This is a genomic window from Mesorhizobium ciceri WSM4083, assembly GCF_000519305.1.
Lineage (GTDB): Bacteria > Pseudomonadota > Alphaproteobacteria > Rhizobiales > Rhizobiaceae > Mesorhizobium > Mesorhizobium ciceri_B.
The window spans coordinates 749,298-775,472 of record NZ_JAFG01000004.1; the positions used below are offsets into that span (position 1 = coordinate 749,298).

Below are 26,175 nucleotides of genomic sequence, written 5' to 3' on the forward strand. Positions count from 1 at the left end.
GTCAATGGTAAAAATGAACTTGCGAAGGAGACGACGCCGTGACCGACCTATTGATGACAGGGCCCTATCCGGACTGGGACATGGGAGATCTCGAGGCGAAATATCGCGTCCACAAGCTTTGGCAGGCCGACGACAAGGACGCGTTGATCTCGAGCCATTCCGATGCCATCCGCGCCATCGCGACCCGCGGCGAGCTTGGCGCTGGTGCCGCGCTGATGGCCAAATTGCCGAAGCTCGAAATCGTCTCCTGCTACGGCATGGGCACCGACGCCATCGACCTTGCCTATGCCAGGGAAAACCGCATCCGCGTCACCAACACGCCCGATGTGCTTACCGAGGATGTCGCCGATATCGGCATAGGGCTGCTGCTCGCCGTGGCGCGCCAGATCCCGCAGGCTGACGCCTATGTGCGCGATGGCAGCTGGCGCAAGGCCAACATGCCGCTGGTCACGCGCGTCTACGGAAAGCGGCTCGGCATTGTCGGCATGGGTCGCATCGGCAAGGCGGTGGCTCGGCGCGCTTCTGCCTTCGACTGCGAGATCGCCTATTTCGGCACCCGCAAACACGACGACCTGCCCTACGACTTCGTCGGCGATCTGGTCGAGCTGGCACGCCGGAGCGAGTTCCTGATCGTGACGCTGGCCGGAGGCGACGGCACCAGGAACATTGTCAATGCGGAAGTGCTGGCTGCGCTCGGGCCGGATGGCATCCTTGTCAACATTGCGCGCGGCAGCACGGTCGACGAGACTGCGTTGCTCGTCGCACTGGAATCCGGAGCGATCAAGGGCGCTGGGCTCGACGTGTTCTGGGACGAACCGACGATCAATGAGCGCTTCACGACGCTTGCCAACGTCGTGCTGCAGCCACACCATGGCAGCGGCACGGTGGAGACCCGCAAGGCCATGGGTCAGCTCGTGCGCGACAATCTCGCAGCCCATTTCAGTGGTCAGCCCTTGCTGACGCCGGTCGTCTGAGACAGGATCACATCATGAAGTCGATCGTCATCCACGCGGCAAAAGATTTGAGGATAGAGGAGACCGATCCGGGCTCCCCCGGCGCCGGACAGGTCGAGATCGCGGTCGAAGCCGGCGGCATCTGCGGCTCGGACCTGCACTACTATAACCATGGCGGCTTCGGCGCGATTCGCCTGCGCGAACCGATGATCCTCGGCCACGAGGTTGCCGGCACAGTAAAGGTCATCGGCGGCGGCGTTTCCACACTTGCTGTCGGCGACCGCGTCGCGATCTCGCCCAGCCGACCCTGCAACGCCTGCCGCTACTGCCTGCAAGGCATGCAGAACCAATGCCTCAACATGCGCTTCTATGGCAGCGCCATGCCGATGCCCCATATACAAGGGGCGTTCCGCCAGCGCCTGATCGCGGAGGCGTGGCAATGTCATAAAATCGCCGACCATATCTCCATCAACGAGGCCGCTTTCGCCGAGCCTTTTGCGGTTACGCTGCATGCCATGAACCGCGCCGGCTCGCTGCTCGGCAAACGCATTCTGGTCACCGGCTGCGGGCCGATCGGCGCGCTTTGCATCCTGGCAGCCAGAGCCCACGGCGCGCGCGAAATCATCGTCACCGACGTCATGGATGCCGTGCTGGAAAAGGCTCGGGAGATCGGCGCTGACCGCACCATCAATGTCGCCACCGACGCCGACAAGCTCGCTGCCTATAACATCGAAAAGGGCAGTTTCGACGTGATGTTCGAATGCTCCGGCAACGAGCGCGCGGCACGGGCCGGACTCGACGTGCTGAAGCCGCGCGGCGTGCTGATGCAGCTCGGCCTTGGCGGCGACGTGTCTCTCCCGCAGAACCTGATCGTCGCCAAAGAGATCGAGATGCGCGGCAGCTTCCGTTTTCACGAGGAATTCGCGCTCGCCGTCGACCTGATCAACCACCGCCGGGTGGATGTCAAACCGCTGCTATCAGGCATCTATCCGCTCGACGAGGCGGTTACCGCTTTCGAGATCGCTGGTGACCGCAACAGGTCGATGAAGGTCCAGATCGCGTTCTGAAGATCCTTCGGATGCGCTGGAAGCGCATCAACACATCGCCTTTAAATCGCGTCGGCGCCGATCGCCGCCAGCGCGGCGCGTGCCACGTCGAAATCCTGCTCGCCGGTTCCCGAACCGACACCGATGGCGCCCGCCAGGCGGCCATCGAAGCGGATCGGCAGGCCGCCAGGCAAATTGGTCACGCCGCCCTGTGAGGCGATCCCAGCCAAGGTTGCTGCTTCGGGCGCCATGCCGCCGGTGGCGGCGTTGATCGACGCCGCCGTGCGCGCCTTTGCCCGCGCCGTGTGCAGGCTCAGGAACCGTGCGCCGTCCATACGCAGGCTGGCGACGGTCTCGCCGCTTGCATCGACAACCACAAGACATTGCGGCACGCCTATCGTGACGGCGCGTGCGGCTCCGGCAGCCACGGCTTTCAACGCGCCGTCATGCGTGAGGCTGATGGTCTTTCGAAACATCGCTATGCCTTTACTGTTTTGGAATTTGCTAAAGGAGTTCAGGTGCTTTCGCGCTCGACGACGCGATAGCCGGTCAGGATGATTTCCTGTTCGTGCTTCTTTTCGCCGCCGCGGATGATCTGGATAAGCCTGCGGGCAGCTTGTTGTCCGATGCCATAGCAGTCCACGTTCACGGTTGTGATGCCGGGATGGCAGAAGGCGGCAACCTCATAATCGCCAAAGCCGGCAATGGCGATATCCTGCGGGACCCGCATTCCACGACGCTTGCATTCCATCAGCGCGCCAAAGGCCGAGAGATCGGAAACGCAGAGCACGGCCTCGGTGTCCGGCCAGCGTTCCAGCATGCTCACAACCGCCTGGCCACCTTGTTCGATGGAGATCGGTGGCACGCCGAAGGAGACAAGCCGGCCGGTCGGCAGGCCGAGATCCTCGATGGCTCGGACAAAGCCTTCGCGCCGCTGGCTGCCGCGCGTGTCGCGCGAGGTCGTGCCACCGATGTAGCCGAATTTTCGATAGCCTTTCCTGGCCAGCGTTTTGACGAGAAGCCCCATCGCCTCTTCGTTGGAGAACCCGACCACCTGATCGATGGGTTTCGACGGCAACTCCCAGGTTTCGACTACCGGGATGCCCGCGTTATCAAGAAGGCGGCGGGCGCGCTCCGTATGGGCTCCTCCAGTCACTATGATGCCTTCCGGCCGTCGGCGGAGCATCGCTTCGATCAGCCTTTCCTCCTTCTCGACCGTGTAGTCGGTGTAGCCGAGAAGAAGCTGGAGTCCCGTGCTCTCCAGTTCATCCGTAATACCGCGCGCCGTGTCGGCGAAGTTGGAATTGTTGAGCGATGGAACCATTGCAGCAACAAATCCAGTCTTGCGCGAGGACAGGGTACCGGCTGACTGGTCGAGCACGTAACCAAGCTCGTTGACCGCAGCCATGATCTTTTCCCGCGTCGCCTTGGAAACCCGGCTGCCCTCTTTCAGGGCGCGTGAAACGGTCATGGTGGACACACCTGCCCGCAGCGCCACGTCAACCATAGTTGGCGCATGGCTTTCGAGGGGCCTAGATGAGGCAGCCTTGGCCATCATGCCGCTGCACCGGCCGGCTGAGGCCTGCCCAAGGGAAGCGCTAGACGTTCGGTCACAAGGTCTCTGCGGCATCCTGCATCGATCATGAGCCACCCCTTGGAATCAAACTCCACGCAAAGGATATGTTATCGATACCATCTGAACAAGACAACGGCCATATGTGTCTAGATATTATCATGAGCACTGGGTGACGGTTCTTTTCTCGAACGTTGAGTCGCGTACGAAAAGTACCGTCAAAAGCACCGTGAGATGGATCTGCTGCCCTTACACCCAGATTTGCACGAGGCCAAAGAAATCAGCGACTTAGACAATCGAAGACCTCAGGATGTGGGTCCGATTGTGAATGAGATGAACCGCAAACCGTTGCTTTTTCTGCGAAAAACCTCGCCGAAGCACTCCGAACTACGCTAACCCCTCATTGCCGGGTGGATCGTCCGTATGATCCCGCGTCCGCTCCGCTTCTCGGATAATGCCAAGTGCTCACTAGGTGCGATGAGCCGACCGCCGGCGGGACAGACGGCAACCTTGCCATTCACCGGACGGGAACTGTGCATTTTTTTCCAAAAGCAGGAACATACCTGCATCGCCCAAGTTAGACACCGACGGCATTGGATCACGGATTCTTTCTCGCATTCTCCAGGCTGCCAGAATGCTCCATGATTCTTGGATGCTCGACGAATGGGCAGGACAATGTACCGCTGTCAGCTTTTCTTATCAGTCTTTGGCCTGGTGTTGGCGGGGGGCCTGTCCCCACAGGGCCAAGCCATGGCACAGGCGCCCTGCCCGGCCGACCACGATAAGCTGCTCGCCGCCCTCAAGGCCAATGTGAAAGCAAGCGGCGGACCTGCCAACGGAGGCTTTGAGACCAACGAATGGGCCGCTGTCGTTGCCCGCGACGGCGCCGTGTGCGCGATCGCTTTCAGCGGTCCCACCGCAGATTCGCAATGGCCAGGGAGTCGCCTCGTCGCGGCAGAGAAGGCCAATACAGCCAATGGGCTCAGTCTGGCGCAGATGGCGCTATCGACGGCCAATCTCTACGCGGGGGCGCAGCCGGGCGGGCCGCTTTTCGGCTTGCAGGAGACCAATCCGGTTAACCAGGCCGCAGCCTATGCGGGCGATCCCAAAACGTTCGGAAGCGCCAGCGATCCCCTCGTCGGCAAGCCGATCGGAGGCGTGGTTGTGTTTGGCGGCGGGCTTGCCCTCTATGACGGCAAGAGCATCGTCGGAGGGATTGGGGTCTCCGGAGATTCCTCATGCGCCGATCACAATGTCGCCTGGCGTGTTCGCGCGGCGCTCGGCCTCGACAAGGTTCCCGCCGGGGTCAATCCCAATCGCAAGGACGCCATCGTCTACGATCTCGATTCCGGCGGCAAAAGCGCCTCGGGCTGGGGCCATCCGCTTTGTGCCGGCACCGAGGCTGACATCGCGGCGGAGCTCGGCGCCGGCGTGGGGGGCTCGATCCACAAATGAAAGGAAGGCTGCACCCGGCACAGGCGCGCGTTGACGCAGGACAAGGCGCCCGCGTATTGGCGATCTGGAATTGTCTTCGCACCTTCATACTCTCGGTGATGCTGCTGGCATGCGGCCCATTCCTGAGCGGTGCCTCGGAGCCGCCATCGGCGGCGGCTATTGCGCCGCCTGCCGCCGCGGCGCCACCCGATGACGGGCAATGGGCAATGCCGGCCAAGAACTACGCGTCGACCCGCTTCAGCGAACTGACCGAGATCAACGAAGGCAACGTCAAGAACCTGCAGGTCGCCTTCACCTTCTCGACCGGCGTAAACAAGGGTCAGGAAGCAGCGCCGCTGGTCGTCGGCAACATCATGTACATCGTCACGCCCTTTCCCAACATCGTCTACGCGCTCGACCTTTCCAGGCCCGGCGCGCCGATGAAGTGGAAGTACGAGCCCAACCCCGAGCCAGCGGCACAAGGGGTGGCCTGCTGCGATGTCGTCAACCGCGGCGCGGCCTTCGCCGACGGGCGCATCTTCTTCAACACGCTGGACGGCCACACGATCGCCCTCGACGCCAACACAGGCAAACCGATCTGGAACGCTCATATCGGCAACATCAACATCGGCGAGACCATCACCATGGCTCCGCTGGTGGTGAAGGGCAAAGTTCTGGTTGGCAATTCCGGCGGCGAAATGGGCGTCCGCGGCTGGGTGAAGGCGCTGGATGCCGGAGACGGGCATCTTGTCTGGACGGCTTATGGCACTGGACCCGACAAGGATGTGCTGATCGGCCCGGACTTCAAGCCCCACTATGACATGGACAAGGGCACAGACCTTGGCGTGACGACATGGCCGCCGGAAGCCTGGAAGATCGGCGGCGGCAATATGTGGGGCTGGATCTCCTACGATCCGGACTCGAACTTGATCTTCCACGGCACAGGCAATCCAGGACCGTGGAATCCGGATTTGCGGCCCGGCGACAACAAATGGACGTCCGGTATTTTCGCGCGTGATCCCGATACCGGAGCGGCGAAGTGGTTCTATCAGTGGAGCCCGCACGACCTCCACGACTATGACGGGATCAACGAGCAGATCCTTCTGGACATGACCTGGCAAGGCAAGCCGCGCAAGGTCCTCGTCCGGCCGGAACGCAACGGCTACCTCTATATCCTTGATCGAACCACTGGCGAGGTGTTGTCCGCCACAGCCTACGGTCCGGTCAATTCCAGCAAAGGCGTCGATCTGAAGACCGGCCGCCTGATCGCAAACCCCGACAAGAAGACCGGCACCGGCAAAGTGGTCCGAGACATTTGCCCGACAGCGTCCGGCCTCAAGGACTGGCAGCCATCGGCCTTTTCGCCGAGGACCGGCCTGCTCTACATCCCCCACAACAATCTCTGCATGGATGAAGAAGGCGTCGAGGTGAACTACATCGCAGGCACGCCCTATGTCGGCATGAACGTACGCATGATCCCCGGGCCGGGCGGCAATCGTGGTGCCTTCACCGCCTGGGATGTTGCCGCCGCCAAGCCGGCCTGGGTCCTGAAGGAGAACTTTCCGGTGTGGAGCGGCACCGTCGTCACTGCCGGCGATGTCGTCTTTTACGGGACCATGGAAGGCTGGTTCAAGGCGGTCAGCGCCAGGACTGGCCATCTGCTTTGGCAGTTCAAGACATCATCCGGCATCATCGGCCAGCCGATAACCTATCGCGGCCCCGATGGGCACCAATATGTCGCAATTCTGTCAGGCGTCGGTGGCTGGGCCGGTGCCATTGTTTCGGGCGACCTCGACCCACGCGATGCCACGGCGGCACTTGGCTTCGTCAACGCGATGAAGGATCTGAAGAACGCTACCACGGCGGGAGGCACGCTTTATGTGTTCCGGCTGCCTTGATGGATTGGACTTGACCGTACGTCCGGCGCGAAAGGCGTTCCAACGGGCGGCGATCGGCATGGCCGGGCTCGCCTTGTTGCTCTTGCCGGCTATTGCCAATCCACGTGAGTTGAGAGTGTGCGCCGACCCGAACAACATGCCGTTTTCTAACGCGGCCGGTCAAGGTTTCGAGAACAGGATCGCGGAAATCATCGCCACTGATCTCGGCGCCAAGCTGACGTATACCTGGTGGGCGCAGCGCCGTGGCTTCATCCGCAACACGCTGAAGGCAGGCCTTTGCGATCTCGTGCCCGGCACGCCTGCCAATCTCGAAATGCTGCGCACCACCACTCCTTACTACCGTTCGTCCTATGTCTTCGTGACCCGCCAGGACGGCCCGGACGTGACGTCCTTCAACGACCCGCGGTTGCAAGAATTGCGCATCGGTGTTCAGCTCATCGGCGACGATGGCGCCAACTCGCCGCCTGTCCAGGCGCTTGGCCGCCGCGGCATTGTCGGGCACCTCATCGGCTACCCCGTCTATGGTGACTACTCCGCTCCCAACCCTCCGGCGCGCATCGTCGAAGCTGTCGCGAACGGCGAGATCGATCTTGCCGTGGTCTGGGGTCCGCTCGCCGGCTATTTCGCCCAGAGGCAAAAGGTGTCGCTCCGGATCACGCCGGTCACGCCTCGCATCGACGGACCGCAACTGCCGCTAATGTACGACATCTCAATGGGTGTTCGGCGCGAGGACGAAGCGCTGCGTGGCGATGTGAATAGCGCGCTTGCCAGACACAAGGCCGAGATCGACGCGGTTCTGGCGCAATACGGCGTACCGCGTCTGGACATGGCCGGGAGCCCGGCGCGATGAGGCAGGCTCTGGCGATGTTACTGCCCGTGACGCTGGCCCTGGTCGCCTGCCAGCGCGAGGAGCGCGACACGCGACCGCAATCGGCGCTCGGCTCAGGTGAGCAGCCGACGCCCGTGACCACGTTGGAGCCGGGCGGACAGCGACCCTCCCCTACCGATAACAAGGCGGCGAGCTTCGAGGCCAACGCCTTCCACATGAGCGAGGGCAAACGCCTGTTCAGCTGGTTCAACTGCTCGGGCTGCCATGCCAATGGCGGTGGCGGCATGGGCCCGGCGCTCATGGACGAGAAGTGGCTCTACGGCAGCTCGATCGAAAGCATCCACGCCACGATCCGCGACGGCAGGCCGAACGGGATGCCGAGCTTCGGCCAAAAGATACCCGACGACCAGATATGGGAGCTGGCGGCATATGTGCGTGCACTGGGCGGCAACGCGCCCTCCTCCGCCGCGCCGCAACGCAATGACGGCATGATGGTGCATCCCTCGGAAAACCGCCTGCCGGATGCTGCGACACTGGGCAAATCGCCGTGAGGCGCCCGGCTTCGATGACCTTCGCCCTCTGTGTCCTGCTTCTGCAGGGATGCGCAGGCTGGCAGTCGGCGCTGGATCCGAAAGGCCCTGCAGCCGGCGAGTTGGCTTGGCTGATCTGGTTCTTCACCGCGCTTTGCGCGGTTGTGTGGGTGCTGGTGATGATCGCGCTCGTAGCACCGCTGGTTATGCGATCGCGTCCCGGTGATGAACCCCTCTTACTCGACGAAGCGGCCGAACGTCGCAAGATGCGCGTGGTCGCGTTCGCCGTCGGACTGACCGCCATCATCCTGATCGGACTGACGCTGCTAAGCTTTTTCGCCAACAGGACGCTGGCTGCGATCGGCTCGGAGGCTGCGCTGACAATCAGGGTGACCGGGCACCAGTGGTGGTGGGAGGTGCGCTACGAGGATGCTACGCCGAGCCGCATCCTGACGACGGCAAACGAGATTCATATCCCTGCCGGCGAGCCGGTGCGGCTGCTTTTGACCTCGACCGATGTGATCCATTCCTTCTGGATCCCAAGCTTGGCCGGCAAGCTCGACCTTATCCCCGGCCACATGAACGTGCTGGATATCAAGGCGGACAAGCCAGGCGTCTACCGTGGTCAATGCGCTGAATTCTGCGGTGCGCAGCATGCCAATATGGGCACCTTCATCATCGCCGAGCCGCGCCCGAAATTCGATGCCTGGCTGAACGACCAATTGCAGCCGGCCGGGGCGCCGGCGAGCGGCGAAGCCAAGGCCGGCGCGGACCTGTTCCTCAAACGCCCCTGCGTGATGTGCCACAGGATCGGGGGAACGCCGGCCGGCGGAACGGTGGCTCCCGACCTCACCCACATCGCCAGCCGGAAAACATTGGCGGCCGGAACGCTGACGATGAGCCGCGGCAATCTCGCCGCCTGGATAGCCGACCCGCAAGGCATCAAGCCGGGTTCCCACATGCCAGTGGCAGATCTCAACGGCGACGAGCTCAACGCAATCGTCGCTTATCTCGAGGGGCTGAAATGAGCAGCGCCGATGTCACAGGCGACCGCCACATCCCGGAACCAGACCCCGCCAAGGGCGACCTTGCTCCCGAACGTGACGGCCCCCGCGATACCGGCATGGATGATGCCAGCCTGCATCGCTGGCTCGAGCGCACCTGGCGGACGCCGTCCGGCATCGTCGGAGCGCTCTCGAGCGTCGATCACAAGGTGATCGCACGACGCTATTTGATCACCGCTTTCGTCTTCCTTGGTCTTGGCGGTCTCAACGCTGTCGCCATGCGTATCCAGCTTTCTGGACCTCAACGCGGCCTGATCGGGCCCGACCTCTACAACCAGCTGTTCACCATGCATGGCGTTACGATGATGTTTCTGTTCGCCGTGCCCATCGTGCAGGCGACCGGGATCTACCTGGTGCCGCTGATGGTCGGCACCCGCAACATCGCGTTTCCGCGCCTGAACGCGTTCGGCTATTGGATCTACGTCTCGGGCGGCGCTTTCGCCTGGGTGTCCTTCGCCCTCAACATGGCTCCTGATGTGGGCTGGTTCGCTTACGTGCCGCTGTCCGGCCCCGAATTCGCACCGGGCAAGCGCGCCGATGTCTGGGCGCAGATGATCACCTATACCGAAGTGTCGTCATTGGCCGTCGCGGTTGCGACCATCGTCACCGTGTTCAAGCAGCGAGCCCCCGGCATGTCGCTGGACAAGATCCCACTCTATGTCTGGGCGATGCTGGTCACTTCCTTCGTCGTCGTCTTCGCGATGCCGGCGGTGATGATCACCTCGACTTTCCTGATCCTTGACCGCCTGGTCGGCACGCACATCTTCAACCCGGCGGAAGGTGGCGATGCTCTGCTGTTCCAACATCTCTTCTGGTTCTTCGGTCATCCGGAGGTTTACATCATCTTCCTGCCGGCGACGGGCATGGTGTCCGCGATCATTCCTGTTTTCGCCAGGCGACTGACATTCGGTCATCTCGGGCTGGTCCTGTCGCTGATCGCAGTCGGCTTCCTGTCGTTCGGGCTCTGGGTCCACCACATGTTCGCCACGGGATTGCCTAAGCTCGGCGCCAGTTTCTTCACCGCATCCAGCATGCTGATCGCGATTCCAAACGGCGTGCAGATCTTCTGCTGGCTTGCAACACTTTGGGACGGCCGGCCGGTGATCCGGACGCCATTGCTGTTCGTCTTCGGCTTCTTCTTCATCTTCGTCATCGGCGGGCTGACCGGTGTCATGCTCGCCTCTGTGCCATTGGATCTTCAGGTGCACGACACCTATTTCGTCGTCGCGCATTTCCATTACGTGCTGATCGGCGGCTCGGTGTTCCCGCTGCTTGGCGCGGCTTATTTTTGGTTCCCGAAGATCACCGGCCGCATGATGAGCGAACGCCTTGGGCGGTGCCATTTCTGGCTGGCCTTCATCGGGTTCAATGCGGCCTTTTTCCCGATGCATCTCGTCGGCCTATGGGGCATGCCACGGCGGGTGTACACCTATCCGGCCGAGCTTGGCTGGGGCAACATCAACCTTTTCATCTCGGCAGGGGCGCTGCTCTTCTTCCTGAGCTTTGTCCTGTTCACTTTCAATCTGGTGCATGGCGCGCTCAAAGGCACCCTGGCCGGCAACAACCCGTGGGACGCAGGAACCTTGGAGTGGGCAACGTCCTCGCCACCGCCGAGCTATAATTTCGCACGCATTCCCCTGGTTACCCATATCGAGCCGCTCTGGGCCGAGCGCGAGGCGCTCCCTGTAGCGACCGGGCTCCGCGTCGATGCGCGCGAACTCCTCATCTCGACCGTGGCCGAAGCTTATCCCGATATTCGCGAGAAATCGGCCACACCGTCGATCTGGCCGCTTTTTGCGGCGCTCGCCGTCGGCGGCACGTTTCTCTATTCGATCTTCACGCCCTGGGCGATCGTCTGGGGCGCCGCGCCGATCGCTATCACGTTGATCGGTTGGTTCTGGCCGAAGGGCGATCCGGAGGACCAGGAATGAAGCATCGAATTGCCGCCGATCTTTCAGGACTGCCGACCTTCGGGCATGGTCCGCGCAGCCCGACGTGGTGGGGCACGCTGGGCTTCATGGCACTCGAAGGCACCGGCTTCGCGCTGGCGGCGGGCGCTTATCTCTATCTAGCGACGTTGTGGCCCAACTGGCGTCTGAGCGCTCCGCAGCCCAACCATTGGCCGGGGACGATCGTGACGCTGCTTCTCATCCTCAGCCTGGTGCCGAACCACATCCTCAACCGTTACGCGAAGCAATGCGCGATCGGGCCGGTGCGGATCGGCATGGTGGTGATGTCGCTGCTCGGTCTGGCCCCGCTTGTCGTGCGCTGGTTCGAGTTTCCGGCGCTGAACATCTATTGGGACACCAATGCCTATGGATCCATGCTCTGGGTGCTGCTCGGGCTGCACACCATGCATCTCATAACAGATGTCGGCGACACCCTCGTGCTGACGGTGCTGATGTTCACGCGCCATGGCCATAGCGGCCGGCGCTTTGGCGATGTCGGCGACAATGTCTTCTACTGGGACTTCGTGGTCCTGACCTGGATTCCGATCTATCTGCTCATCTATTGGATGCCGAGGCTAGGCTGAGATGCGTGCATTGCGTTTGGGAACGTCTTGGGGTGGCCTTCTGTCGGGCCCGCTGGCCTGGGCACTCTCGACGCAACTGAATTACGCTCTGGTCCCTTGGCAGTGCAACCGCCAGGTGCCGGTCGTGCTTCCCTTGGCGCTGCTGCTCGTCGTGTTGTCGCTGCTCGGCGGGGCGCTGTCGTGGCGGGCGAAGCGGCGAGGCGGTGCCGCATTCAAGCCGGAGCGTACGCGCGGCACAGAGCGCTTCGTCGCCAATCTCGGGATGTTGTCGGCGTTGCTGTTTGCGCTTGTGATCCTCATGCAAGGCAGCGCGGCGCTGATCCTGGATGAGTGCCTGCGATGAACCTGGACGCGCTGTTCCCTACTTCCATCTGCTACGGCGCCGGCGCGCCCGGGGCCGGGTGGACGCTCGCACTGCCCATCACCCTGCCACTTGCCGTGCTTACCCTGATATATGTCGTTGGCGCTGGCCGGCTTTGGCGGCGCAGCAGGCGCGGCAGGACTCTGCGGCTGCGCCAGGCTCTGCTGTTCACGGCCGGATGGAGCGTGTTGACAGCCGCATTGGTCAGCCCGATTCATGTGCTCGGCGAGCAGGTCTTTGCGGCGCATATGATCGAGCATGAACTGCTGATGGCCGTGACGGCGCCGCTGTTGGTCTCTGCCTGCCCGGCTGCGGCCTTGATGTGGGGCCTACCCATCCGGTTCCGGCGCATTCTGGGAATTGCCGGACACGCCAATTGGCTGAGGGTGGTCTGGGCCTTCGCAACGCGGCCGATCAGCGCGACCATTATCCACGGCATTGCTATATGGATTTGGCACATTCCGGTGTTGTTCGAGGCCGCGCTCGAACGCGGCGTGATGCACTATGCACAGCACGCGAGCTTCTTCGGAACAGGGCTGCTGTTCTGGTGGGTCCTCTTGCCGCGTCCCGGCCGCCAGCAGGCCTATGGCAGCGCGGTGATACATCTCTTCGTCACCTCGCTGCACACCGGCCTGCTCGGCGTTCTCCTGTTGCTTTCGCCGCGGCTCTGGTACCCGGAGAATGCCGTGGGTGCGGCACTATGGAATTTGAGCCCCCTAGAAGACCAGCAGCTTGCCGGGCTGGTGATGTGGGTTCCGGCCGGATTGGTCTATGGCGGCGCAGCGCTGCTGCTGGCCGCGCTGTGGATCAAGGCGAGCGGAGGAAGGGAGGCGGCGCATGCGTACGAGCTTGTCTAAACTGCTTGCCGCCGTCATCGCCGCGCTGGTGCTGCTCGTCGCGTCCGTGGCCGGAATGACCTGGTGGTCCGATCGGGCCGCGCGCGTCCGCCACGAGGCGGAGGCGGCCACGGGCGGTGAGACTGCGAGGGCCTTGCCGATCATGATTGCGAATGGCTGTTCCAGCTGCCATACGATTGCGGGCGTGCCGGGCGCGCAAGGGCAGGTCGGTCCTCGCCTGGATGCCAGTCTTGCTGGCCGCGTCTTTATCGGCGGCGGGCTGGCCAACAATCCAGAGAACCTGATCCGCTGGATACGATCGGCCAGGGAAATCAATCCGCACACCGCCATGCCGTCGACCCGGATTACAGAGCAGCAGGCGCGCGATATCGCGGCTTACCTCTACGCTCTGAAATGACTCGAGCGGTTCACCGTTTGCAAAACAACGCGGGCCTTCTGAAGAGACCGACTATCGTTGATGCCGGATCATCTCAAGCTAGGTTTGACGCTGAGACGGATCGGAGATCCGGTCGCGCACGGCATGCTCGGTTTTGTCTGCTGTGGACTTCACGACCTCGCCGAGCTGATCGGCCATTGTGCCTGCTTCCATATGTTGCCGGCCAGCTTCCTGCTTGATAGTCTCATAGGCGTCGGCGGCGACCTGCTTGGCTTCATCCAGACCCCTGTCGAGCATGGTTTCGGCGGTGTCGCGAAGCTTGTCGCCATAGGCGCCTAGTTGCTCATCCTCCGTTGCGGTATGGGGCAGCATTGCACCTATGGCAGCGCCGATGGCGAGACCGGCGGCCGCTACGGCCAAAGGTTGGTTCTCAAACAGTTCTTGGGCAGAGCGGGCGGTTTTCGCCGCCATGTCGCCGGTCACCGATCTTGCAGTGGCCGTGCTGCCCGTCAAACCCTCGGCGGCGTTGCTTACCGCGCTCGAAACGGTATCGCTGACGCTGGTAGCAGCCGACGACAGCGATGAGGCGGCATCGGAAAGCGTGCTGCCAAGGCCTCCACGCTCCCCGTCATCCTGTCGTCCCGGCGCCGAAGGCATGGAGTACCCAGCCGAACCGTGGGGGGTGTTTGAGGTACCGCTGCCGAACATCAGCCAAGCCAGACCCGCGCCCACCATGGTGACCGGCAAAGGATTGTCTCGGACCTGTGTTCTGAGATTGCTGAGCATGGCCGAGCTCTCCCCTCCCGAGAACAGCCCGGCGAACTCATCCAGCAATTGTCCGGGGGTCATCTTGCCTCGAATGGATTCGGCGGTCTCCATCACCCGGGCGCGGGCTGCCTCGGCCTCGCGTTCAAGTTCGGCTGCGGATTTCTCAGTCATCTCACTTGTTCCTTGATCACGCTCGCGTCGCGCTTGAGCTGTTCCTGGGTCCGGTCGGGGGTAAGTTCCGAAGGCGTCATGCTGGCCATCCCGGTCCGCAGCAGGATGACGCCGAGGATCGCCACGACCACACCGACCAGCAGGGAAGACCACCCCGCGCCAAGCCCTGCCCGCGTCAGCGCGATAACGAGTGCCTGCAGCAACACCAATAATGCCGCGAGCAGGCAGATCGCGCCGCCCAGCACTTCCGCGGCACCTGCTCCGGCTTTGGTAAGCTTTTCAGAGAGCTCCGCCCGAAACAGCCTGGCCTCGGTTTGCACCAAAGTGGTGACATTCTGGGCCAAGTCGGTGATCAGTCCGGGAAGGCTGGGATTGTCCTGGGTGTTCATCTGTCCTGCTCCGCGTTCTGCGTGGCCCCATCATCGCCAACGAGGCCCGAATCCTGCGAACGATCAACGGACCAACGCTGTGACTGATCGGTGTGTGATTTGAGGTCTCCCGCAGCATCCTGGAATTCTGGACCCGCCGGCGGAGAAGCCTTGATGAACCGCCCGAGAGCCAATCCGGCCAATACCGATCCGGCAAGCAGGACACCGGGATTTTGCCGGCCAAAGGACTGCACGTCCTCCAAGACCTGGCCGAACGGTTTCTGTTTCAATGACGATGAAAGCCGCTCCAAGCCACCGGCGGCATCCAATGCGAACTTCGATGCGTTCCTTTCATCGTTGTTGGCCAGATGATCACTGGCCGCGCGCAGTGCGCCGCCCAGCGCCGCCAGACTCGATCCGATGTCGCGCTGAGCTTCCTCCGCCTTGTCGGAAATGACCTCCTTGGCTTCAGATGCATAATCGCCAGCCTTACGGGTCACCGTGTCACGCGCGTCGTGAAGCAACTCGCTGGCACGTTCTTGTTCCTGGCGAAGCCTGTCGGAAACGTCGCTTTTCGCCTTGTCGAAATCGGTGGGCTGTCCGCCCTGATCGTTCTCATGCTGCATGGGCCACCTAGTGAAGACCGAGGAAGGAGAGGACCGCGAGCACGACAACGATAAGGCCGATAAGATAGATGACACTGTTCATGTGCACGTCCTCCGTGGCTTCCCAACTTCGTGGAACCTCCGATGTTCCACTAGGTGAAAGCATTTATGATCAGGCTGAAACGGAGAGCTCGTCGGCACGCAACAATCATGAATGAGCTGAGCTGCCCCTCATGCGGAGCTTCAGTGGCTCGAGTACAAACCTTGTGCTCCCGACTGCGCGCGGGTCGAGCGGAAGGCCGCCGGTTGCCTCGGCTTTGACTGACCTTTGTCTATTCGGCTGTCCGCCTGTCGATCATCTGCTCGCTCTGGACGCCCGGCACGTCCCTGCGCTGTTGGACGCCTTCAACGAAGCGAGGATGAAGGCATAGAATACGTGCTGATGCTTCATTCTCCTGCGGGGAGGAGCAGAGATATTCAGTTGCCCATGTCTTCGAACGCCGCGACTGCTGCATGGTGTCGTGTGCACGCGCTCCGACGGATTGTTCCGTCCGAGCAACACCTAATTCATGCAACCTTGGAAAACAGGGCGACGTCGCATCTGGCCAAGCCGTAGCGCCACCGATGATCGGTCGTGGCGACCCGGCTTTGATAAAACAGCGAAAGTTGGCTGCCTTCGATCATCACTGTCGAGTGGCCGTTCTCTCCCGGCTGGCCTGGTTCCAGCACCGGGCCAATCGACAGGTAAGGTCCAGCAACGTCATCGGCAATGGCAAAAAACACGCGTTGCCGGTTTCCTCGAAGGCCATTCGGGAGAAAACAAGTGGCATTGAGAAGCACGCGGCCGTCCGGCAATTCGACCAGTTGTGCACCCTCTATGCCCCATTCGTAGTCGGGATCCTCTCTCGTGTTGTGGTGAGGAACTTCATTATGGTCGAGGATCTTGCCGATCCGCTTCCAGGGACCGAACCACGAGTCGGATTGGCTACGCGCGAGATAGATGTCGGGCTGCGGCACCCTGGTGAATTTTGGCATTGCGGAATAGACGAGGTAGCGCTTGCCGCCAACAACTGCGGGATGCGGATCGTAAATGCCATCCTCCTCCGTGTCCGGAATGGCGAGAATAGCCGGGCTAAGAACCACCCAATGGAACCCGTCATTGGAAACCGCATGCTCGCAGCGGCCACCAGACTTCATGAACTCAGTCTGGATAAACATGTGAAAGACGCCGCTTTCGTGAATGACCCCCGGAGCCGCAACACCACTCCCATTGATAGGAAGCTCGATCGACTGATGCTCGGTCCACGGCCCATAAAGGTCCGGCGCAGTGGCATGCAGAATCCTCCAAGTCTCGGTGGTTACCGTGCCGCTTGAGCCGAAGACGTGCCACAGGCTGCCATCGAAGACAGGGCAAGGGTCTTTGAGATCATCCACGCTTTGCGGATGAAACAGCGGAAAAACGTTGGTTGAAAAGTCGATCTTCATATCAGCCCCGGAATTCGCCTGGCACGGACTCGCCAGTGATGCGGGCGAATCAACTTGATGTCCTGCATATTTTATAGCGAGCGACTTCAACGCAAATACGGCAAGCCCGTTCTCCACCGGCATTCCCCCGTCGCCCACGCTTTCAAAGCCCGGCGACGCGTGGTGGGCGTTCTCAGCTTCGCGGAAATATCGTCGCATTCGTCATCCGAGCGGTGACCGAGAGCTCTTCACCTCACCTTGGAACAACTCACGTGCTGGAAAGTTAGGAGCTGGCATCGAAGTCTATTTCTCCTCGATCCGCGCTTAACAAATGTTAGTCGTAACATAAACTAAAGATTACAGGAAGGAACGTCTCAATGGAAGCAGCCTTGGGCAGGGTATCCGCCAGTAAACACACTGGCAGGGAAAATCTACTGGTTTGCTTCTCCCATTTGCGATGGAATTTCGTTCATCAACGGCCGCAGCATATCCTCGCCCTCGCATCCAAGCAGCAGAGAGTGGTCTACTTTGAAGAGCCTGTTTTCGAAGAACTGCCACAGCCGCAGATACGGACGAGCGAGGCGTCGCCAAACATTCTAATCGTGACACCAGTGCTGCCGCTCGGCGCGTCGGCCGCGAAATCAGATGCCGTGCAGCGGAGATTTGTTCAGCAGATCATAGCTTCTATGCCGCACAGCCGGCTGATCGCCTGGTATTACACGCCGATGGCTCTCCGCTTCACGGAGTTCCTTGACCCAGACATATGCGTCTACGACTGCATGGACGAACTCTCCGCCTTCAAGAATGCGCCGCCCGAACTGGCGCAGATGGAAAAGGCACTTCTGTGCCGCGCCGATCTCGTTTTCACCGGTGGCCTGAGCTTGTTCGAGACCAAGCGCCGCCTGCATCAGGCTATTTACCCCTTTCCGAGCAGCATCGATGTGAAACACTTTCACAAGGCAAGGCTGCCAGGAAAGGACCCAACCGATCAGGCCGGCATTCCTCACCCGAGGGTGGGGTATTTCGGCGTCATCGACGAGCGGCTGGACGCCGGACTCGTGGCGCTAGCGGCGCGGACGATGCCGGACGTGCATTTCGTCATGATTGGCCCCGTGGTCAAAATCGATCCTGCAATCCTGCCGAAGGCCGACAACCTGCATTGGTTGGGTGCCAAGGCCTACTGCGACCTGCCCGATTATCTGCGCCATTGGGATGCCGGCTGGATGCCGTTTGCACTCAACGAGGCGACCCGGTTCATCAGCCCAACCAAGACGCCAGAGTTCCTGGCGGCGGGCCTGCCCGTAATCTCGACGGCAATCGTTGACGTTGTGCGCAGCTACGGCGCTGCTGGACTGGTAGAAATCGCCGACAGTGACGACTTGGAGAGCAAGCTGCGCTCCATGCTTTTGCGACCGCGTGAGATGCTGCTGCCGCAAGTCGATGCCTATCTGGCTGACATGTCGTGGGAAAGAACATGGAAGGCCATGGCCGCTCACATTGAGGGCGCCTACCGACGCAAGAAGGTCGTCCCGTTGCGCAGGAGCGCATAGCCATGTTCGATTGGCTGATCGTCGGCGCGGGGTTTGCCGGCAGCGTGCTTGCCGAAAGAATAGCCTCGCAGCGTCACGAAAGCGTTCTCTTGGTCGATCGCCGCAGCCATGTCGGCGGCAACGCCTATGATTGCTATAATGAAGCCGGCATCCTCATCCATCGTTACGGGCCTCATATTTTTCACACCAACAGCCAGTCGATCGTGGACTACCTCTCGCAGTTCACCCAATGGCGCACATACGAGCACAGGGTTCTGGCGGCGGTCGATGGGAAACTGCTTCCCATCCCGATCAATCTCGACACGATAAACCGCCTTTATGGCCTCGAGTTGAATTCCGCACAGTTGGAGGAGTTCTTCGCATCGCGGCGCGAGACGGTAGAGGACGTGCGAACGGCCGAGGATGTTGTCGTCAGCACCGTGGGACGCGAGCTCTACGAGAAGTTTTTCCGTGGCTATACAAGGAAGCAATGGGGCGTCGATCCGAACCAGCTGAGCAAATCAGTGACGGCACGAGTGCCGACCAGGACCAACCGCGATGACCGCTATTTCAGCGACAGCTTCCAGAAGATGCCTGCCGGCGGATACACGAGGATGTTCGAGCGCATGCTCGATCACCCGAACATCAAGGTCATGCTGCAGACCGACTTCCGCGAAATTCGTGACGAGATACCATTTAACCGCCTGATCTATACCGGCCCGATCGACGAGTACTTCGGCTGGCAGCTAGGGCGTCTTCCTTATCGTTCGCTCCGTTTCGAGCACGTCACCCTCGACCAAGAGCAGTTTCAGCCGGTTGCCGTCGTCAATTATCCCCAGACGGAAGATTACACCCGCATCACCGAGTACAAACATCTGACCGGCCAGCAGAACGCGCGCACCAGCCTGACCTACGAATATCCCACCGATATCGGGGACCCGTACTATCCGGTGCCGCGGGCCGAAAACGAAGAGCTCTTCAAGCGCTACGAAGCGCTTGGCGCAACCTGTCCCGACGTGTGGTTTGTCGGTCGCCTTGCAACCTACCGCTACTACAACATGGATCAGGTAGTCGGGCAGGCCCTGGCAACCTTCGCCCGCATCCAAAAGAGCGTCCCGGAATGGGCGAGCGCGGGGAAGGCGTCGTTGGCCGAAGGGGCGCTGTAGCTCCCACCCGGACGTATTTGGGAGCATCGAGCGTGGCAACGCGGCGCCCACCGGCGCTCGCAATAGTCCTCGTGCAGCTCAGGTATTTAACGCGTCGGGTTCGCCGCGAACAAAGCTTGCTGGCGGGCCAATTCGTCGGCGACGGGCTTGCGGACGTGTCGGCTGCCGTCCGCCTGGACGACTGAAAACAATCCCACCTCCGCATGCCGCGAATTGTCCCAGCCCGGATAGGCGGTTACCGGGTAAAGGCAAATACCTTCGATCGGGGCGTTGAGGCTTTCTGCGGCACGCACCTCGTCGCAGACATAGTGGAGCCAAGCCGGCCCGCCAGACCCCTCGGAGCCGGTCTCGGCTATGAACATCGGCTTGCCGTATCGATGCGCGACCTCGATCAGCATCTCGGATAGGGCACGGTACTCGTGGTGCCCCATGGGAATCGTCGGCCCTTTGAGGTACCACTGATTGTGTGGGTAAAAATTCAGGCCAACGACATCGACAACATCGTCGCTGCCCCCCAACTCAGGCTCTGCCCGGCCCAGCAGCATGTCGTAAGCTTCGAACTGTCCGAGACGGGCATTTTCGGCCCGGCGCCGTTCGGCCCGCGTTCGGTCGCGAGGGGCAATGTGGATAAGCGGCTCGGCCCAGACAAATCTGCAATCGGGATCGACCTCCCGCATCGCGCGAACGCCGGCTATTGCTGCTTTCACGAGGTGCCGCTTGAACCATCCCCGCTTCTTCGGGCCGACGCGCGGGAAATAGCCGACCTCAACAGCCCAGGCGAAAAACGAAATTTCGTTGATCGGGCACAATAGAGGCGCTGTACCGGCGATTGAACGATGAACCCTCACAGCTTCCGCGGCGAACGTGGCATAGGCATCGATGAAATGCATCGACCCCTGATCAACGTGGTCTGGAGATCCGTAGTGGAAGATGTCCCAGATGACCTGGACACCTGCCGATTGTGCTGCTTCGACCATCGGCGTCCAGCTTGACCAGTCATAGTTTCCAGGAGCGGTTTCGATGAGGTGCCAGCGCAAACCGTCGCGGATGGTCCGAAGACCGAGTTCGGCGCAACCGCGGTAGTCGCCCAGGGCATGCAAATAATGCGACGTCGCGCGGATAAGATCGAGGCGAACGCCGTCCTTGCGCCGGTGCGACGAGCACTCGAAGCCAGCCATGAAAAAACTGGCGAACGGCGACGTGCCCGCAATCGAAGTCACCTCATTGCCTGTGCTGTGTCCTGCTTCGCTCATGCGAAGTCTCCTTGGGGCATTTGGGCTCAATCTCGGCTGCCGAATGCAGATCGGGAACAGCCAGAGCAATCCGGCAGCCGTCTCTCATCCGCCAGGCTGCACATTCGTCCTGTGCTTAACGGGATGGTTCCAAACCGGATGATCGAGCCTTTGTTCCCGATCGAACCACCGGAGGGCAGACAGCAGCCAGGGAAGAAGCTGCGCAAGGCAAGTCGGGGGCGAGGCACACAGCCGTCATCGGATCTTCCAACCCTACGACGAAGGCTGGGAACAGTACGTTCAAATTTCGACTTTCCAACATCGATCATGCAGGCGAGAGGGACGCGGCGACATCGCCTGGAGTATCGCGTGAAGCCGCTCCGTCGATCTTTGCCGGCAGAGCGCGGGCCATTCACCTCAAGCGGGAACATTGGCTAGGTCAGCAAGTTTGATCGCCATAGCAATGAGCCGCAGGGCAGGCGCGCAGATGAGACATCTGGTCAAAGATTTCCTGATCGAGATCGCTGAAATCTTTCCGGCGATGGCTCAAAAGGGCGACAATTCGGCGGAAGCACTGCCCGTCCATGCGCCGAACTTCCCCCACGATCTGGAGCCGGTTATCCGGGCAGACCCTTCCTACGAGGTGCCATCGCCACGCGTCGACGATCGGCATAAATCAGTCGCAGTTCCGAGCGAGCCGCAAGCTGTATGGAGGGATACAACGCCGGCTCGGATGATCTTACCTTTGCCAGTCACTGTAGATGAAGGCGCGGTCAAGGCTCACGCCTCTGACGGTCACCACGCACGGCATCGAGTGCCGAGCGAACGGCTTCAACGTTTGAGGCGCGGCGCTGGAGTTACGGCCTGAAGATCGACGGCAGTTGGCCCTGCGCCTCTTTATCGCGCCATCGCTTCGGCCCGCCTCCGACGCTACGCGGCACAGTCACGCGTGAGCCGACCCGTACCCACGGTCAATCTCTTCTCCCAAAAAGGCCGCGCGATGGAGGGACCAATAGCGCGGCCCGGCTGACTTGTGACAGCCGTCGTCGGATGCCAGTGACAACATCCGAGCATGAACTCAACTATTCGAAACAGCTAATGTTCCCTTGGAATCTGTCCCAGGCGGCGACCAGCAGCAGGTCCCTTAGACGGTCCTGTGCTGGCGAATGAGATGGTCCAGCTATAAGGTCCGCGGCTCACAGCCTACACCCCGCAGCATGTCTTTAAAATAGATTCATCGGGGTGCGCTCCGGAGTACTGGAACAGCCACATCAGACGGGGCCCGGGCTCGGCGTCGACGCTGCCTTCTGAAAGCGCGCGATAGCAGGAGCAGTCCCGTTGGGGCGGAAGCATGTTCTTCGCTCACAGCCGGCGGAGTCCAGAAACTACCGCCGCGAGAGCAATAATAACTTTCAGTCAAGTTCGTGTGACCGGCAGAAGCATTCTAATGCCTCTCTTTCAAAAATCGGGCTTCACGAAGCAGCGAATTCCAATCCGTGCCGATAAGCTTGATCAGACCGCGCGCATCCGGCTCTGAAATACCGACTTCTTCAGCCAGACGTCGGGCAAGCAATTGCTGATTGCCCTTGTCCACACGGCCATCGCCATCCTTTTTCATCGGTTCCTCCTTTGGGAAGCCAACTTACGGAATGACCTTTCGTTTCACGAAATAAGAAAAAAGCCCGCGTCCGATTCGCGGCAGCGAGGACAGCGCGACTCGCTAGGGACTGTCACAGGCAGTGCAGAGCAGGTGCCACATGGAGCGAACCAACACGGCACACCTTCGATAACGTACGCAAACCGGTCCCAACCGAACGTGCGCGAAACCCGTGCAAGCCGCGCCGAACGCCCCGCAGTCCCTCAGAATTAGTGGAGATAGGCATCTGTGGTTTTGGGACGTGGGCGGTCAGACGGGCCCTCCTTATCCCCATGTTGAAGAAATGCTTCGGTCCGGGGCCGCCACGGTCCTCAACCGTAGCGCCTATGACGCCAAGAATAGGCATTCAAGGGCCGCTATAGGAGATTGTCCGATGGCGCGCGATCGCTCGGATCAAATAACTGCGGGAACGCGGCCGTATCTTCTTTGATCACTGCCTGATGAACATGCCCGTATAGGTCTGGCCGGCGAGCGTATGGGTTGCGGTCAGCGTACCGTCGGGCATCATCATAAAACTGACGTCCGCGCCATTCGGGAGGCGCCTCAGCTTCAACATAGTCCCTACAATTTTTCCTTCGCCTGCGGCCTCACCCGGATTGTCATCGCTCAGAATTCCCCACGCGTAGGTTACGGTCACCTTTCCGTTTGAAGAAACAGATTGAACAGACAGTTTACCTTCATATGTGCCTTCCAATCGTCCGGCCCAATTGCCCGAAAAAGCAGCGTACTTTGTTGGAACGCCCTTTGAAGGAGGAGTGATCGTCACGGATTGATCCATTATTGCCGGGCCAGGGGGAACAACGGCAGGATCCAAGGCGGATTGGGAGGGAATGGTGGCAGGTTCGATAGCGGCGGATTGCGGCGGTTCAGGAGCCGATTGGCACGCGGGTAGGGCAAGTGCTGCGAAGGCCAGTACAAGGTTCCGCATCAATTTCTCCACATCGTGTCCGACGGACAGATCCGAAAGCCCACTGATCGGCAGAAAGTTCCATTCCCACCAGGCCGGATCTTTGGAGACGCCTGATGGACCCGAGAGTGGCCCTAATAGATAGCCGCTCGTCAACCGTGTAGCGACATTGCGCAGCCGGACCTCAAGTGGGCTCGTTGAGACGCCCATGGTCGAACGCGAGGCGCACTGCGCTTGATCTAGTGTTGGTATCTGGCTCTGAAACAACTTGGTCCGGGAATGTTGGGGCTGTCGTGACTGCCTTCTTCGCAAATCTGACCGGCGTCCATGAAGATAGCGCGGCAGGCCACAGCACGTGCAAAGCCAGATTCTCGCTTCAAGTGAGACGCCTTTGCCTGAGTCCTGGCCGGAGCCATCTGGCCCCTCATCGGGTGAGATTGCAGCGTCAAGCCTTGGCGGATCAACCACCTCATGTGATGTGGCAGCGACAATTGCGAGCGCAGCCTATGTCACAGGTTAATGCGCTACCTGAGGGGCTCGATTATGGGTATGCAGCATTCCTGTGCCGCCGTGCACTGAGATCCCGGCCAAGGACCTGCCTCGGCATCCTGAATTCCCAGCTCCCGACCAGCAGTCGGGCGCCTCGTTACGGCTATCCGGAACTTTTGAAGCGGATGCAAGTTCGATAACCAACGTCAGCTAGGTAGCCAACTTTGTCACCCACTTCATCCTTGGATGTCCTTATCCGCAAGCTCCAGAGCATCTCGGATCTCCGAGAGGGCGATATTGATGTTTTGAAAGGCATCCAAATTCAGGAGAAGGATTTTTTTGCCAATTACGACTTGGTGAGTGAGGGTGACCGCCCTGTCAATTCGTTCGTGGTTTTGGATGGCCTGCTCGGTTCCACCAAACTTACCGGCGATGGCAAACGGCAGATTACATCCTTCTTTGTGGCTGGGGATATTCCTGATCTGCACGGACTGCATCTGTCAGTCATGGATTGCAATTTTACGACGCTGACAGCAGCCAGACTGGGCTTCATGCGACATGACGCTCTTCGCGCCATTTGTGAACAGCATCCCCGAATCGCGACGGCTTTTTGGCGCTCGACGCTGATCGATGCAGCGATTTACAGGGAATGGGTAACGAATGTGGGAAGACGCGAGGCCTATACGCGCATGGCTCACATTTTGTGCGAACTGATTTTTCGCTTGCGCTCGGTTGGACGTATCCAGGATCACGTCGCGGATCTTCCCATCACCCAGGCAGCACTTGGCGATGCATTGGGCTTGTCTACAGTCCACGTCAACCGAATGCTTCAGGAACTTCGACGCAGGGGCCTCATCGCCACAAAGGGCTCAAGGGTGCATGCTCTTGATTGGCCTGGCCTCACTCGTGCAGGTGATTTCGACACGACCTACCTGCACCAAAGGAACCCCGCAGCTTAGTGGTGACGGAAGCTTTCGGATGGCACGATTTTTCTTTGATAGTGGCGATCACGATGTGGTCATCGAGGACGAAATCGGCATCGAATGTGCCGGTCTAGAGGAGGTGCGCCGCGCGGGCTTCGAAGGCCTTATCGACCTTACGAGAGATACACTGACCGAGGTGGACGGGCAGCAAGTATTTGTTGAAGTGCGGAACGAAAACGGCGACAGGATTCTGAGGCTGAGCATCTCGCTTCAGATCGAGTTGATGAGATAACCTGCGATAGGACTTGCTGCGACAGAATGCTGCCGAGCGCCGGCACATCAAATGGAGCGGCGACGAAACCGAACGCCGCGTGGTCGGACTATCGCACGAAGATGCCGCCGCCATTTGCGACCAGCTCGGGTTCTCCACATTGGAGAAATCGGAAAACCACAGCAGAAGGCCATGCCCGCCTCATTGGCGCAATCCGACTGATTTAATCGATGTCGCGATTTTTGTTTGAAGTTCTGGAACGCCCACTCTCAGCGCTCGTTCATGTTGTCTCACCAGAGGGTCGTCGAAATGCAACGAAAAGCGAACGATGCAAGCCGGGTTGCGAAAGGCCAGGAACTTGAGGTCGAACATCTGGTCGAGCTCACGGAAATTGACCCCAAGCAGGCACGAACGCTGCTTCGCAAGCATGGCGCCGATTGGCCGAAGCTTAAAGACGAGGCGGAAGCTCTGAAGAAGGAAGACTAATCGTCACCTTCCGAGCGGTTGGCGAGAAAGCTGTTCTAGCTCATCCTCATCCGTGACCCCAGCCTGGTAGTAAGCCAGGATACGTGATGCGCGCCGCTCCTTCTCGGTTGCGGTTTCGTTTTTGATTTTGCTGCGTGCGAAGACGCGACTGAGCAGGGCAAGTTCTGATGGGGTGAAGGCGTCTCTATGCATCTCGTCTCAACTCCCGCGCGCCCGTCTCGAGAGGGTCGAGGCGGGCTGAAGCTGTGTTGCAGCCTCTGCGCGTCTTTCGGACACTAAACAAAAGGCCGTCCGCACGAGCCAGAAACGGGCGGCCGCAACATCTGGCTCGATGGCGACAGCGGAGAAACCCGGCTCCAACCCGATCGCAAGACGCCTGGCTCCTCTGTTCCCTTGAACTCTTCCGTATCCTTGGGCGCGGCGACCAGATCCTGGAATCCAAGAGTGGCGACGAGATAGCCTGCTTCGTCGTAAACCTTCGTCACCCAACTGGTCGGGTCCACGCCATCGACAATTCCGTCGAGCATGGCCTCCTTGGCTGCACGCTTCGCCTCCCTGACAGCCTCGTCTCGATCAGCCATATCGGCAAAGATTGCAGGCTGGGACATGCCTTCGATAAACTCGAAGCGAAATTTCGGCATCGGTCGCTCCAGTCATTGTGCCAGCGCATCGGACATTTCTGGCA

Annotated in this window: 29 protein-coding genes; 19 read left to right on the top strand and 10 right to left on the bottom strand. The window is 60.5% G+C overall.

Going from position 1 to position 26,175, the window contains the following annotated elements; all coding sequences use genetic code 11:
* Positions 1 to 53 precede the first annotated feature (53 nt).
* Both MESCI2_RS0109435 and MESCI2_RS0109440 read left to right on the top strand, forming a co-directional pair.
* On the top strand, positions 54 to 974 hold the full coding sequence (locus MESCI2_RS0109435; protein WP_032900520.1) for a 2-hydroxyacid dehydrogenase: 921 nt from the start codon (positions 54 to 56) through the stop codon (positions 972 to 974).
* Positions 975 to 988: 14 nt separating this feature from the next.
* The gene (locus MESCI2_RS0109440; protein ID WP_027036371.1) at positions 989 to 2,020 is read left to right on the top strand and encodes an L-idonate 5-dehydrogenase; all 1,032 of its coding nucleotides are present in this window, start codon (positions 989 to 991) and stop codon (positions 2,018 to 2,020) included.
* Positions 2,021 to 2,061: 41 nt separating this feature from the next.
* Here the strand turns inward: MESCI2_RS0109440 and MESCI2_RS0109445 are convergent, their stop codons facing one another.
* Complete coding sequence (locus tag MESCI2_RS0109445; RefSeq protein ID WP_430981658.1) at positions 2,062 to 2,475, bottom strand: GlcG/HbpS family heme-binding protein; 414 nt, start codon at positions 2,473 to 2,475, stop codon at positions 2,062 to 2,064.
* Between the two features lie 38 nt (positions 2,476 to 2,513).
* A complete protein-coding gene (locus MESCI2_RS0109450) occupies positions 2,514 to 3,557 on the bottom strand; it encodes a LacI family DNA-binding transcriptional regulator (RefSeq protein ID WP_050596522.1) in 1,044 nt (347 codons plus the stop codon).
* A gap of 690 nt (positions 3,558 to 4,247) precedes the next feature.
* Between MESCI2_RS0109450 and MESCI2_RS0109455 the strand changes: the two genes are divergently transcribed.
* From MESCI2_RS0109455 to MESCI2_RS0109500, 10 genes are read left to right on the top strand one after another with little or no spacing between them, the layout of a single operon-like run.
* Positions 4,248 to 5,027, top strand: a complete 780-nt coding sequence (locus tag MESCI2_RS0109455; RefSeq protein ID WP_027036374.1) for a heme-binding protein — start codon at positions 4,248 to 4,250, stop codon at positions 5,025 to 5,027.
* The gene (locus MESCI2_RS0109460) at positions 5,024 to 6,904 is read left to right on the top strand and encodes a methanol/ethanol family PQQ-dependent dehydrogenase (protein ID WP_027036375.1); all 1,881 of its coding nucleotides are present in this window, start codon (positions 5,024 to 5,026) and stop codon (positions 6,902 to 6,904) included. Before MESCI2_RS0109455 ends, MESCI2_RS0109460 begins: the two co-directional genes overlap by 4 nt.
* Positions 6,885 to 7,754: a substrate-binding domain-containing protein gene (locus tag MESCI2_RS0109465; RefSeq protein WP_027036376.1), complete on the top strand. Its 870-nt coding sequence runs from the start codon at positions 6,885 to 6,887 to the stop codon at positions 7,752 to 7,754. The genes MESCI2_RS0109460 and MESCI2_RS0109465 overlap by 20 nt, the downstream gene beginning before the upstream one ends.
* Positions 7,751 to 8,284, top strand: a complete 534-nt coding sequence (locus MESCI2_RS0109470; RefSeq protein WP_027036377.1) for a c-type cytochrome — start codon at positions 7,751 to 7,753, stop codon at positions 8,282 to 8,284. The genes MESCI2_RS0109465 and MESCI2_RS0109470 overlap by 4 nt, the downstream gene beginning before the upstream one ends.
* Before the next feature lie 14 nt (positions 8,285 to 8,298).
* A complete protein-coding gene (gene coxB / locus MESCI2_RS0109475) occupies positions 8,299 to 9,291 on the top strand; it encodes a cytochrome c oxidase subunit II (RefSeq protein WP_032900524.1) in 993 nt (330 codons plus the stop codon).
* Positions 9,288 to 11,258 carry a cytochrome c oxidase subunit I gene (gene ctaD / locus MESCI2_RS0109480; protein WP_027036379.1) on the top strand — a complete coding sequence of 657 codons (1,971 nt, stop codon included), beginning with the start codon at positions 9,288 to 9,290 and terminating at the stop codon, positions 11,256 to 11,258. The genes coxB and ctaD overlap by 4 nt, the downstream gene beginning before the upstream one ends.
* Positions 11,255 to 11,860, top strand: coding sequence for a cytochrome c oxidase subunit 3 (locus MESCI2_RS0109485; protein WP_027036380.1), 606 nt, complete (start codon positions 11,255 to 11,257; stop codon positions 11,858 to 11,860). Before ctaD ends, MESCI2_RS0109485 begins: the two co-directional genes overlap by 4 nt.
* Position 11,861: 1 nt before the next feature.
* Complete coding sequence (locus MESCI2_RS0109490) at positions 11,862 to 12,203, top strand: hypothetical protein (RefSeq protein ID WP_027036381.1); 342 nt, start codon at positions 11,862 to 11,864, stop codon at positions 12,201 to 12,203.
* Positions 12,200 to 13,078, top strand: coding sequence for a cytochrome c oxidase assembly protein (locus tag MESCI2_RS0109495; RefSeq protein ID WP_027036382.1), 879 nt, complete (start codon positions 12,200 to 12,202; stop codon positions 13,076 to 13,078). The genes MESCI2_RS0109490 and MESCI2_RS0109495 overlap by 4 nt, the downstream gene beginning before the upstream one ends.
* Complete coding sequence (locus MESCI2_RS0109500) at positions 13,059 to 13,475, top strand: c-type cytochrome (protein ID WP_027036383.1); 417 nt, start codon at positions 13,059 to 13,061, stop codon at positions 13,473 to 13,475. The genes MESCI2_RS0109495 and MESCI2_RS0109500 overlap by 20 nt, the downstream gene beginning before the upstream one ends.
* Positions 13,476 to 13,553: 78 nt before the next feature.
* Here MESCI2_RS0109500 and MESCI2_RS0109505 read toward each other — a convergent pair whose 3' ends face one another.
* The 4 genes from MESCI2_RS0109505 to MESCI2_RS0109520 all read right to left on the bottom strand — a co-directional run bounded on the left by MESCI2_RS0109505 (position 13,554) and on the right by MESCI2_RS0109520 (position 17,049).
* Positions 13,554 to 14,393: a DUF3618 domain-containing protein gene (locus MESCI2_RS0109505; protein ID WP_027036384.1), complete on the bottom strand. Its 840-nt coding sequence runs from the start codon at positions 14,391 to 14,393 to the stop codon at positions 13,554 to 13,556.
* Complete coding sequence (locus MESCI2_RS0109510) at positions 14,390 to 14,782, bottom strand: phage holin family protein (RefSeq protein ID WP_027036385.1); 393 nt, start codon at positions 14,780 to 14,782, stop codon at positions 14,390 to 14,392. Before MESCI2_RS0109510 ends, MESCI2_RS0109505 begins: the two co-directional genes overlap by 4 nt.
* Positions 14,779 to 15,387: a DUF1206 domain-containing protein gene (locus MESCI2_RS0109515; RefSeq protein WP_027036386.1), complete on the bottom strand. Its 609-nt coding sequence runs from the start codon at positions 15,385 to 15,387 to the stop codon at positions 14,779 to 14,781. Before MESCI2_RS0109515 ends, MESCI2_RS0109510 begins: the two co-directional genes overlap by 4 nt.
* Before the next feature lie 546 nt (positions 15,388 to 15,933).
* Positions 15,934 to 17,049, bottom strand: a complete 1,116-nt coding sequence (locus MESCI2_RS0109520) for a hypothetical protein (RefSeq protein ID WP_245270274.1) — start codon at positions 17,047 to 17,049, stop codon at positions 15,934 to 15,936.
* A gap of 158 nt (positions 17,050 to 17,207) precedes the next feature.
* Here MESCI2_RS0109520 and MESCI2_RS0109525 point away from each other — a divergent pair, with 158 nt between their 5' ends.
* Positions 17,208 to 18,380, top strand: a complete 1,173-nt coding sequence (locus MESCI2_RS0109525) for a glycosyltransferase (RefSeq protein WP_027036388.1) — start codon at positions 17,208 to 17,210, stop codon at positions 18,378 to 18,380.
* A 2-nt stretch (positions 18,381 to 18,382) separates the two neighbouring features.
* Positions 18,383 to 19,525: a UDP-galactopyranose mutase gene (glf, locus tag MESCI2_RS0109530; RefSeq protein ID WP_027036389.1), complete on the top strand. Its 1,143-nt coding sequence runs from the start codon at positions 18,383 to 18,385 to the stop codon at positions 19,523 to 19,525.
* A gap of 86 nt (positions 19,526 to 19,611) precedes the next feature.
* Here glf and MESCI2_RS0109535 read toward each other — a convergent pair whose 3' ends face one another.
* Positions 19,612 to 20,778, bottom strand: coding sequence for a beta-glucosidase (locus MESCI2_RS0109535; protein WP_050596523.1), 1,167 nt, complete (start codon positions 20,776 to 20,778; stop codon positions 19,612 to 19,614).
* A 466-nt stretch (positions 20,779 to 21,244) separates the two neighbouring features.
* On the opposite strand from MESCI2_RS0109535, the gene MESCI2_RS1000000136620 reads away from it, so the two are divergent.
* The gene (locus MESCI2_RS1000000136620) at positions 21,245 to 21,625 is read left to right on the top strand and encodes a hypothetical protein (protein WP_197031530.1); all 381 of its coding nucleotides are present in this window, start codon (positions 21,245 to 21,247) and stop codon (positions 21,623 to 21,625) included.
* 576 nt (positions 21,626 to 22,201) lie between these two features.
* Here the strand turns inward: MESCI2_RS1000000136620 and MESCI2_RS1000000136625 are convergent.
* A complete protein-coding gene (locus MESCI2_RS1000000136625) occupies positions 22,202 to 22,375 on the bottom strand; it encodes a hypothetical protein (RefSeq protein WP_081738648.1) in 174 nt (57 codons plus the stop codon).
* 469 nt (positions 22,376 to 22,844) lie between these two features.
* Positions 22,845 to 23,531: a hypothetical protein gene (locus MESCI2_RS1000000136630; RefSeq protein ID WP_245270287.1), complete on the bottom strand. Its 687-nt coding sequence runs from the start codon at positions 23,529 to 23,531 to the stop codon at positions 22,845 to 22,847.
* A gap of 503 nt (positions 23,532 to 24,034) precedes the next feature.
* On the opposite strand from MESCI2_RS1000000136630, the gene MESCI2_RS0109555 reads away from it, so the two are divergent.
* Genes MESCI2_RS0109555 through MESCI2_RS01000000134545 form a run of 4 tightly spaced genes read left to right on the top strand, consistent with a single transcriptional unit; the run spans position 24,035 to position 25,490 of the window.
* Positions 24,035 to 24,769, top strand: a complete 735-nt coding sequence (locus tag MESCI2_RS0109555; protein WP_027036393.1) for a Crp/Fnr family transcriptional regulator — start codon at positions 24,035 to 24,037, stop codon at positions 24,767 to 24,769.
* Positions 24,770 to 24,788: 19 nt separating this feature from the next.
* Positions 24,789 to 25,025, top strand: coding sequence for a DUF6894 family protein (locus MESCI2_RS0109560; RefSeq protein ID WP_027036394.1), 237 nt, complete (start codon positions 24,789 to 24,791; stop codon positions 25,023 to 25,025).
* A 13-nt stretch (positions 25,026 to 25,038) separates the two neighbouring features.
* Positions 25,039 to 25,254, top strand: a complete 216-nt coding sequence (locus MESCI2_RS0109565) for a hypothetical protein (protein WP_027036395.1) — start codon at positions 25,039 to 25,041, stop codon at positions 25,252 to 25,254.
* Positions 25,251 to 25,490 (top strand): hypothetical protein, encoded by a 240-nt coding sequence (locus MESCI2_RS01000000134545; RefSeq protein WP_032900527.1) that lies wholly within the window; start codon positions 25,251 to 25,253, stop codon positions 25,488 to 25,490. Before MESCI2_RS0109565 ends, MESCI2_RS01000000134545 begins: the two co-directional genes overlap by 4 nt.
* Before the next feature lie 275 nt (positions 25,491 to 25,765).
* Here the strand turns inward: MESCI2_RS01000000134545 and MESCI2_RS01000000134550 are convergent, their stop codons facing one another.
* Positions 25,766 to 26,131, bottom strand: a complete 366-nt coding sequence (locus tag MESCI2_RS01000000134550; RefSeq protein WP_245270276.1) for a DUF6894 family protein — start codon at positions 26,129 to 26,131, stop codon at positions 25,766 to 25,768.
* Positions 26,132 to 26,175: the final 44 nt, after the last annotated feature.

Coding starts and splice junctions, on each gene's coding strand:
- MESCI2_RS0109450 (WP_050596522.1), bottom strand. CDS start 3,557: ATGATGGCCAAGGCTGCCTCATCTAGGCCCCTCGAAAGCCATGCGCCA.
- MESCI2_RS0109465 (WP_027036376.1), top strand. CDS start 6,885: ATGTGTTCCGGCTGCCTTGATGGATTGGACTTGACCGTACGTCCGGCG.
- MESCI2_RS1000000136630 (WP_245270287.1), bottom strand. CDS start 23,531: ATGGGCGTCTCAACGAGCCCACTTGAGGTCCGGCTGCGCAATGTCGCT.
- MESCI2_RS0109445 (WP_430981658.1), bottom strand. CDS start 2,475: ATGTTTCGAAAGACCATCAGCCTCACGCATGACGGCGCGTTGAAAGCC.
- coxB (WP_032900524.1), top strand. CDS start 8,299: ATGACCTTCGCCCTCTGTGTCCTGCTTCTGCAGGGATGCGCAGGCTGG.
- ctaD (WP_027036379.1), top strand. CDS start 9,288: ATGAGCAGCGCCGATGTCACAGGCGACCGCCACATCCCGGAACCAGAC.
- MESCI2_RS0109440 (WP_027036371.1), top strand. CDS start 989: ATGAAGTCGATCGTCATCCACGCGGCAAAAGATTTGAGGATAGAGGAG.
- MESCI2_RS0109560 (WP_027036394.1), top strand. CDS start 24,789: ATGGCACGATTTTTCTTTGATAGTGGCGATCACGATGTGGTCATCGAG.
- MESCI2_RS0109460 (WP_027036375.1), top strand. CDS start 5,024: ATGAAAGGAAGGCTGCACCCGGCACAGGCGCGCGTTGACGCAGGACAA.
- MESCI2_RS0109500 (WP_027036383.1), top strand. CDS start 13,059: ATGCGTACGAGCTTGTCTAAACTGCTTGCCGCCGTCATCGCCGCGCTG.
- MESCI2_RS0109495 (WP_027036382.1), top strand. CDS start 12,200: ATGAACCTGGACGCGCTGTTCCCTACTTCCATCTGCTACGGCGCCGGC.
- MESCI2_RS0109490 (WP_027036381.1), top strand. CDS start 11,862: ATGCGTGCATTGCGTTTGGGAACGTCTTGGGGTGGCCTTCTGTCGGGC.
- MESCI2_RS1000000136625 (WP_081738648.1), bottom strand. CDS start 22,375: ATGAAAAAGGATGGCGATGGCCGTGTGGACAAGGGCAATCAGCAATTG.
- MESCI2_RS0109525 (WP_027036388.1), top strand. CDS start 17,208: ATGGAAGCAGCCTTGGGCAGGGTATCCGCCAGTAAACACACTGGCAGG.
- MESCI2_RS0109515 (WP_027036386.1), bottom strand. CDS start 15,387: ATGCAGCATGAGAACGATCAGGGCGGACAGCCCACCGATTTCGACAAG.
- MESCI2_RS0109485 (WP_027036380.1), top strand. CDS start 11,255: ATGAAGCATCGAATTGCCGCCGATCTTTCAGGACTGCCGACCTTCGGG.
- MESCI2_RS1000000136620 (WP_197031530.1), top strand. CDS start 21,245: ATGAGACATCTGGTCAAAGATTTCCTGATCGAGATCGCTGAAATCTTT.
- glf (WP_027036389.1), top strand. CDS start 18,383: ATGTTCGATTGGCTGATCGTCGGCGCGGGGTTTGCCGGCAGCGTGCTT.
- MESCI2_RS0109470 (WP_027036377.1), top strand. CDS start 7,751: ATGAGGCAGGCTCTGGCGATGTTACTGCCCGTGACGCTGGCCCTGGTC.
- MESCI2_RS0109505 (WP_027036384.1), bottom strand. CDS start 14,393: ATGACTGAGAAATCCGCAGCCGAACTTGAACGCGAGGCCGAGGCAGCC.
- MESCI2_RS0109535 (WP_050596523.1), bottom strand. CDS start 20,778: ATGAGCGAAGCAGGACACAGCACAGGCAATGAGGTGACTTCGATTGCG.
- MESCI2_RS0109455 (WP_027036374.1), top strand. CDS start 4,248: ATGTACCGCTGTCAGCTTTTCTTATCAGTCTTTGGCCTGGTGTTGGCG.
- MESCI2_RS0109510 (WP_027036385.1), bottom strand. CDS start 14,782: ATGAACACCCAGGACAATCCCAGCCTTCCCGGACTGATCACCGACTTG.
- MESCI2_RS0109520 (WP_245270274.1), bottom strand. CDS start 17,049: ATGCGACGATATTTCCGCGAAGCTGAGAACGCCCACCACGCGTCGCCG.
- MESCI2_RS01000000134550 (WP_245270276.1), bottom strand. CDS start 26,131: ATGCCGAAATTTCGCTTCGAGTTTATCGAAGGCATGTCCCAGCCTGCA.
- MESCI2_RS0109435 (WP_032900520.1), top strand. CDS start 54: ATGACAGGGCCCTATCCGGACTGGGACATGGGAGATCTCGAGGCGAAA.